Annotated in this window: 6 protein-coding genes; 4 read left to right on the forward strand and 2 right to left on the reverse strand. The window is 61.4% G+C overall.

Translation table 11 applies throughout. From position 1 onward, the window contains the following. The coding region (locus tag G0A00_RS26010; RefSeq protein ID WP_164214291.1) for a sulfotransferase at positions 1-235 on the reverse strand (235 nt) is incomplete at its 3' end. 221 nt (positions 236-456) lie between these two features. Between G0A00_RS26010 and G0A00_RS26015 the strand changes: the two genes are divergently transcribed. The 4 genes from G0A00_RS26015 (at position 457) to G0A00_RS26030 (ending at position 4,029) form a co-directional block, all read left to right on the forward strand. Next, a complete protein-coding gene (locus G0A00_RS26015; RefSeq protein ID WP_164185561.1) occupies positions 457-633 on the forward strand; it encodes a hypothetical protein in 177 nt (58 codons plus the stop codon). Between the two features lie 140 nt (positions 634-773). After that, positions 774-2,078, forward strand: coding sequence for a hypothetical protein (locus tag G0A00_RS26020; protein ID WP_164214292.1), 1,305 nt, complete (start codon positions 774-776; stop codon positions 2,076-2,078). A gap of 421 nt (positions 2,079-2,499) precedes the next feature. After that, on the forward strand, positions 2,500-3,510 hold the full coding sequence (locus tag G0A00_RS26025; protein ID WP_164185564.1) for a replication initiator protein A: 1,011 nt from the start codon (positions 2,500-2,502) through the stop codon (positions 3,508-3,510). A gap of 21 nt (positions 3,511-3,531) precedes the next feature. Further along, positions 3,532-4,029: a hypothetical protein gene (locus tag G0A00_RS26030; protein WP_164185563.1), complete on the forward strand. Its 498-nt coding sequence runs from the start codon at positions 3,532-3,534 to the stop codon at positions 4,027-4,029. Positions 4,030-4,267: 238 nt separating this feature from the next. Here the strand turns inward: G0A00_RS26030 and G0A00_RS26035 are convergent. Then, on the reverse strand, positions 4,268-4,952 hold a 685-nt coding region (locus G0A00_RS26035; protein WP_203595525.1), incomplete at its 5' end, for a hypothetical protein.

Genomic DNA, 4,952 nt, shown 5'->3' on the forward strand with positions numbered 1-4,952 from the left:
TGCAGCTGTCCGGTCCGCTGCCACAGGAGCATAGCTTTTTGTGCTGCAGGAAGCTTGGGAGGTTCTTCAACCCACCAATCGCGACCGCGTCGGGATGGGCGCCCAGCATCCGCGCCAGCAGCGTGGTGCCGCTATGCTCAAGGCCAAGGATGGTGACAACGCGAATCTTGGCGATCGCGTCCGGCTGTGGAGCAGGGGTCTCCCCGGCTTGCCGTATCGTCGTGGTCTGGACCATCATCATGCTCCCCCTGCAGCAAGCGGCGCCCGGTCTGAGCGCGGCATTTCCGCGCGCAGGTTGGGCAATGCGAAGATCAAGTCAAGGCGGCAGACGCCCGATCCGGCCCGCGGGCAGGATCGGGCCAAGCTTGGGCGCCGGCCTCGGCTGTGCCGCGAGGCAAAGGTCGTAGGGCAGAGGGATCGGGCAGGAAGGGGACCGCGCCCTCCTCGCGGTCGAGAATGACCCCAGAAGGAGCCATCGGCTTCCAGAATTATCGAAACCACCACACCCCTACTCTGGCCGCCAAGGTCTCAGATTGCGATGATCCGTCATGGCTAAACAGCCCGCCCTATGCCATCTCCGAGATGGTCTTTGACGAGGATGACGTCGAAGGGTGTTGGGTCGAAAACGCCTGATCAGAGACGGCGTCAGCGGGAGGTCCAGGAGGGCGCAGCGCCTCCGGCCCAATGGCAATTAGCGGAGCGGCTCGCAGAGAATTGCCTAGTGGGTTGTCATTTAAAATGACAATTCTCCCCGGCCTCCCTACGCTGCCCCCATGTTCAAGGCAGCTATCCGCGTCAACAAGATGACCACCATCGCCCAGCTTCGCGGGGCGTCCCTTCATGCGCAGCGTCACGACGAGACGGGCAAGGCCCGTGTCCGGGAAGATGCAGAACCCGGCTTCGGCCTCGCCTGGTCGAAGGCCGAGGACGACCGCGACTACCTCGCCGCCTTCAAGGCGCACAAAGCCGAGCTCGGGGCCGGCGAGCGGAAAGGCTCCCCCCTCTGCCTGCAAGCCATCTGCGTCGTGTCCCCGGAATGGGTGCAGAAGGCCGGCAACCTCCACGACCCGGAGAACCCGCACAACTGCCAGCTCTTCGACCAGGCGAAGGCATGGGCCGAGAGCTGGGGCGGCAAGGGATCGGTGATCGCCACCCGCCTCGATCTCGATGAGAAGGGCGGCGCCGTGGTCGACGTGATGGTCTCCCCGGTCCGGAAAAGCCGGGGCAAGCCGGTAATCTCGACCAACAAGGCGCTGCAGGAGCTGAAACAGGACACCGGCGAGCGCAACGAATACTCCGCCCTGCAAACATCCTGGGCCGATTGGTGCCGCGAACATCTGGACGCCGAGATCGTGCGCGGCACCCGCAAAGAGATCACGCAGCGCCAGCATCTGTCGCCGGAAACCTATGGCGCGGTGATGGACAAGGCCCGGTCGGACCTACAGAGGCCCGTAGAGAGCGTCAGAGAGGTCCTACAGGGCGCTGAGCTATCTTGGGACGATACAGACCTCCTGAGGGACTACCTGCTTCTCAGAGGCGAAATTAGCCGCCACAGGGACGATCCCCGCGGCTACACCCCGCCGGAGGGCGATCTCGACCGGGAAGGGGTCGAAGTCTACACCAACCTCGAGTCGAACACATGGAAGCTCATCAGCGCCTTCCGCAGAGGCGCAGAGAGCGTCGTGTCGGCAGCTTACCGCTTCGGGATGGGATGGGACCGCCTGAAGCAGCAGGACGGCCACGAGGCGGGCCGTGCGTGGTTCCCTGCGCTTGCCGACCGGCTGCACCTCGGGGCGGTGATCGCCAAATGCGGGGACTTCTGCGCCGAGGCGGAAGCCTTCGTGAAAAACCTGCGCATCGAGAACCCCGAGAGCCACCTTTCCTCGCGCATCCTCTGGCCACTGGGCTCAGAGGAGCTGGTGGAGCGCTACGACCGCCATCTGGGCCTATCTGCTCCCCAGCACATCCGCCCTGTCCACGAGGCGCGAACCCCGGAGGTTCAGAAAGCTCGTGACGTGGAGCCGCCTCAGCAGCAGCGCAGTCGTAGTCGTGACCGTGGAGACGATTACGGCCTGTAAGAGTGGCACTGTAGCAGGAAATGTAATTTGGCAGCGTTACACTCCCCAATCTGACTGTTGCCCCTCAGTGTAGCACTTCCATCCAGCGGTAAGCTGAGTGACGGTAGCGGCAGCCACCGTGTCGATCCTGAAGACTAGGATTGGGAGGGTTACGGCCAATTTTTGGCCTAGTGTTAATAGTGTTACCTACGGAGTATGTTACGGAGCCAAAAATCACCCGCAACACATTGACTATTAAAAGTTAAACTATCCACAGGGTTCCGAAACTAACGAATCCAGGTTCCGAAACTAACGAATTTTGGTTCCGAAACTAACGAACGGAATCCGCCCACATGCGGGGTCCTGATATAACGAACTTGACGGGCGGGTCGGCCATGCTCGATGCTGGTTCCCGATGTAACGAACAGCGCTAGGCAGATGGATGGCTCTACTCCCTGACAGGCACCCCCAGAAGGATTTCTTCATCCTCGACATCTCTGACGTGGTGCCGAAGGACGACATAGCCTCGATGGAGCATCCGCTGTTCTCGCTCGCCACGAAACCTGACATGCGTCACCTCGAATATCGCGGTGGCGACAACCGGCTGAAGATCGTCCCCTCAGGGGTCGGCCTGCCCACGATCTTCGACAAGGACATCCTGATTTTCTGCGTGAGCCAGCTCATGCATCGAAAGAACCGGGGAGAGAAAATCGGCAAGCGGGTCCGCTTCAGCGCCCGCGAGCTGATGATCACAACCAACCGCAAGACAGGTGGGGTCGAGTATCAGCGCCTGGAACAAGCCTTCCAGAGGCTCATCGGCACCACGTTTCAGACGGATATCCAGACCGGCAATAAGCGCGAAACGCGCTTCTTCAGCCTGCTGGATTCGGGCAGCGGCTTCGTCATGAAGGAGGAAGGTAAGTGGCGGCTCGACTACTGCGAGGTGATCCTGTCTGACTGGGTGATGCGTGCAATCGAGAGCGACGAAGTCGTCACGATCTCCAACGACTACTTCCGCCTGCGCCGCCCGCTGGAACGCCGCCTGTATGAGATCGGCCGCAAGCATTGCGGCAGCCAACCGAAGTGGCAAATCGGCCTCGCCAAGCTGCAAGAAAAAACTGGCAGCAACGCCCCCTTGAAGAAGTTCCGGCTGAACCTTCGTCAGATCATCCAGGACGATGACACCCCGTTCTACCGCATGGAGCTGACCGCTGATGATTTGGTGATCTTCCGTCCGCGTTCGCCGCAGAGGGAACTCCTGCCCGAAATCACACTTCCGGAGTGGGCCGAGGACAAGGCAAGGAACATCGCCAAGGAGAAGGGCCGGGATTACTACGCCCTGCGCTCTGACTGGCTGGCATTCGCCAAGAGCGAAGCCATCAAGGGGAACCCTCCGAAGAATACAGGCGCGGCATTTGTGGCCTATTGCGGCAAACAAGACAGCCTGCGCTAACCCCGCCAAAAACGCAGTCTCTTGGCATTGCACCACGCAACACGCTACCCTGACGCGCAACACCACGATGCAACGGCGCGCAACACCATGAAATACTCATTATCCGGGGCTGCAAGCGCCACAGGAAAGAACAAAACGACGATCCAGAGAGCAATCAAAAGCGGCAAGCTATCAGCCTCAAAAGGTGCCAATGGTTCCTATGAGATCGACCCTTCAGAGCTTCACCGTATTTTCCCAGCCGTCGCAACGCACTCCGTTGCGCAACCCACTGCAAGCAACGATGCGCAACATGCGCCAAACACCAGAACCAACAGTGATTTAGCCCGCGTTCTTGAACTCGAGAAAGAGCTGGCAGTGGCACATGAGCGAGCCAACGGCCTAGAGGCCCAGAACGACCAGATGGCCGACACAATCAGCGATCTGCGGAAGCGCCTGGATAGCTCCGACAGCCGTATAACAGCACTTCTGGCTGGCAGCAGGTCGAAGCGCAGCTCGTGGTGGCCGTGGCGGCGATCCTAGAAAATCTCACTACGAGTTTCCAAGAGCACAAGCGAACGCACTGGTGGCTGTGATTGTCAATCGACCCCGAAAATTGCCCCCTTCTGGCACCACGGAAGCTGGCCCGATGCAGCGTAGCCTCCACACAGCGCAGCCCCGTCGGGCCGGCACCGTGAAGGCTTTGCACGGCTTCTCCGGACGGCTCATGGAATGAAAGGCGGTCAACGGCAAATGCAGCCCGGCGCTTTCTCCGACGGACCTAGCGCTGGCGCTGGTTAGCGGCATAGGCGGCGGCACCGCAGAGCCGCAGTAGGGCGCTCTGGACCGGCGAGAACAGGCCCGCCATATCCTCATCTGGCTTAATTTCGGATCTGGTCGAGGCGCGCATCCGGTTGCCCCCCAGCATGTGCAGCGGGCAGCTGCCCCAATCTTCGACCTGCCGGGAATCCGGGATATGGCAGAGCCTCTCCATGATCCGGACGATTTCCTGCCGGGGTGTGGCGCACAGATCCTGATGCGCCAGCGTGACCCCATCGCCGCACCGCGCCTCGGCCCGGCAGGACCGGCTTCGGGTGATATATTTGGCGATCTCCCCATAAACCGATCGCGCCTTGCGCTTGGCGGATGCGGCCTGCGCCAGCGGGCTTTTGTAGATATGGACGGGCAGCACCTCGACCCCGGCGAGCGGGCGCAGAAGCCGCGACCATTCCGGATGGCGCGAGGTATCGACGATCACCCTAGCTCCGCTTTGCGCGGCGATGGCGGCGATAACGTACCCTGCAGCCTGCCGTGCCGGGACAGGGGCGGTGCGGCGGGCCGACAGGGCAGCGGCAAGCTCAGCAGGATCATGTCCCGCGCTTTGCAGGCGCTCCAACACGGGCTGCCAGAACGTGCAGCTGTCCGGTCCGCTGCCACAGGAGCATAGCTTTTTGTGCTGCAGGAAG

The sequence above is a fragment of the Salipiger sp. PrR002 genome (genome assembly GCF_010500775.1).
In the GTDB taxonomy this organism is placed as follows: Bacteria; Pseudomonadota; Alphaproteobacteria; order Rhodobacterales; family Rhodobacteraceae; genus Salipiger.

Coding starts and splice junctions, on each gene's coding strand:
- G0A00_RS26015 (WP_164185561.1), top strand. CDS start 457: ATGACCCCAGAAGGAGCCATCGGCTTCCAGAATTATCGAAACCACCAC.
- G0A00_RS26020 (WP_164214292.1), top strand. CDS start 774: ATGTTCAAGGCAGCTATCCGCGTCAACAAGATGACCACCATCGCCCAG.
- G0A00_RS26025 (WP_164185564.1), top strand. CDS start 2,500: ATGGCTCTACTCCCTGACAGGCACCCCCAGAAGGATTTCTTCATCCTC.